The organism is Marivita sp. (assembly GCF_022763305.1).
Classification (GTDB): Bacteria; Pseudomonadota; Alphaproteobacteria; order Rhodobacterales; family Rhodobacteraceae; genus Marivita.
On record NZ_JALEGT010000030.1, the window covers coordinates 1 to 2,582 of the forward strand.

The following is a 2,582-nucleotide window of genomic DNA, read 5'->3' on the forward strand; positions in this document are numbered from 1 at the left end:
TGCATGTTTCGCGTGATGGCGGGCACTGATTCCATCTGATCGTGGGCACTGATTTCACGCGAACGCGGGCACTGATTTCGCGGGATCGTGGGCAGACTTGGTCGACGTACTGAGACTACTTCCTCTCCTATTCACAGGGAGGAGCTGAATGCCGACAGGACGTCTAAACATGCGCCGGATTCGAGATGTATTGAGATTGAAGTTTGCCCAAGGGCTGAGTGAGCGGGCGATCGCCACGTCACTCGGGCTTGGGAAAGGAAGCGTTGGAACTTATGTGCGGCGCGCTCGGGAGGCAGGCTTGGGTTGGCCGCTGCCTGAGGGCCTGGATGATGACGGTCTGGAACTGCTTTTGTTTCCAGCATCACCTACGGTCCCGGATCCGAACCGTCCCGTTCCTGATTGGTCGATGATCGACAAGGAACTGCGCAAGCGCGGGGTCACCCGCATGCTACTTTGGCAGGAATACCGCGACCAGTATCCTGGCGGCTTCGGATACACCTGGTTTTGCACACACTTTGACGCCTGGAAGGGACGCGTCCGCCCCAGCATGCGTCAGACACATGTTGGTGGCGAGAAAGTCTTCGTGGACTTCTCGGGGGATACGATAGAGATCGTCGATCCTGACACAGGCGAGGTCCGTACCGCCAAGCTGTTTGTCGCGGCCATGGGGGCATCAAGTTACACTTATGCAGAAGCCGTTGCCTCCGAAGGGCTGGAAGACTGGATCGGCGCACACACCCGTATGTTCAGCTATCTTGGTGGTGTGCCGAAGGCGGTGGTCCCGGACAACTTGAAGTCAGCTGTGATCAAGCCCGATCGTCATGATCCAGGTCTTAATCGAACCTATGCTGAGATGGCTGAGCACTACGGCACTGCGATCCTACCGGCGCGGCCCTACAAGCCAAAAGACAAAGCAAAAGCTGAGGTGGCGGTTCAGGTGTCACAACGTTGGATTGTCGCGCGCCTGCGGAACCGGCGGTTCTTCTCACTCGCCGAGTTGAACGCGGCAATCCGGCCCTTGCTGAATGACCTAAACACGCGGGTCATGCGCGACTACGGGGCCAGTCGTGCCGATCTGTTTGCCACGTTGGACCGTCCGAACCTGATGTCCCTCCCAGCGACCCCATATGTCTTCGCCCGCTGGAAACGGGCGCGTGTCGCGCCAGACTATCACATAGAGGCGGACGGCTGCTGGTACTCGGTCCCCTTCGGTCTGATCCGGCAACTCGTCGATCTGAGGCTGACCCAGACGACTTTAGAGGTCTTCCATCGCGGCAAGCGCGTGGCCAGCCATGCCCGCAATCCCGGGCGGCGCAGCCATATCACAGTGCCCGATCACATGCCGTCTTCTCACCGGCGCTACGCGGAATGGACACCTGCGCGCATCTTGGCCAGCGCTGAGAAACTGGGACCATCCGTTGCCGCGTTCTGCCAGATTGTCATGGAGAACCGTCCACACCCCGAGCAGGGGTTCCGGACCTGCCTCGGCGTGTTGGCATTGGCTAAAAGCTATGAGCCGGCACGCCTTGATGCGGCCTGTCAGCGTGGTGTCGCCATCAAGGCGCGTTCCGTGGCGTCTATCCGATCCATTCTGCAGACCGGCCTCGATCAGGCCTTTCTGGAGCCCGAAGCCGAAGAGCTTCCCCTGCAGCATCCCAACATCCGGGGTCAGAATTACTACCACTAAGAAAAGGAAAATCCCTTGCTGACACATCCCACATCTGAACGCCTTGAGGCTATGGGCTTCATCGGCATGGCCAAGGCGCTGGATGAACAGCGTCGCGCCAGTGACATGTTTGAAAATTTGAGCTTTGAAGAGCGCCTCGGTTTGCTCGTGGATCGCGAGGCAGCCGAACGCGATGCCAAGAAGCTTGCGACACGCTTGAGGTTTGCTTCTCTCCGCCAGGCCGCCTGCGTCGAAGACCTCGACATGCGCAGCCCGCGCGGCATCGACAAATCGGTCATGGCGCATCTCATCGACGGTGGCTGGATCGATCGGCATGAGAATTTGCTGATCACTGGGCCAACAGGCTTGGGCAAAAGTTGGATTGCCTGTGCGCTCGGTCACAAAGCTTGCCGAGACGATCGCCGCGTCATGTATCACCGTGTTCCTCGGCTCTTTCAGGCGCTGGTTATCGCCCGAGGTGATGGCCGCCATGCCCGCGTCCTGAAATCTATCGAACGCTCCGAGCTTCTGATCCTGGACGACTGGGGCCTGTCGGTGCTCAACGCCACCGAACGCCGTGATCTCCTCGAAATTCTTGAAGACCGACAGGGCCGCGGATCAACCATCGTGACAAGTCAGTTGCCGGTTGACCAGTGGCATGAGGCTATCGGCGATCCGACCCTGGCCGACGCCATTCTCGACCGCCTGGTGCACAATGCACACCGTCTCGCACTGACCGGAGACAGTATGCGAAGAAAACTTGGCGCTCTGAAAACGCTTGACCAAAACGGTCAGGACTGACCCTATGAAACCTGTCGACCAGTCTGCCCACGATCGTGAAATGGCTGCCCACGATGACGTGAAACGCGTGCCCGAGATCCCGCGAAATCACTGCCCAAGTTCCGCGAAATACGCA

Annotated in this window: 2 protein-coding genes; both read left to right on the forward strand. The window is 59.0% G+C overall.

Annotated features, from left to right (window positions below):
• Nucleotides 1-148 precede the first annotated feature (148 nt).
• A complete protein-coding gene (gene istA, locus MRY75_RS05015) occupies nt 149-1,687 on the forward strand; it encodes an IS21 family transposase (RefSeq protein WP_292306048.1) in 1,539 nt (512 codons plus the stop codon).
• Nucleotides 1,688-1,702: 15 nt separating this feature from the next.
• Entirely contained in the window at nt 1,703-2,467 is a 765-nt protein-coding gene (istB, locus tag MRY75_RS05020) for an IS21-like element helper ATPase IstB (RefSeq protein WP_177218678.1), read from the forward strand.
• Nucleotides 2,468-2,582 lie beyond the last annotated feature (115 nt).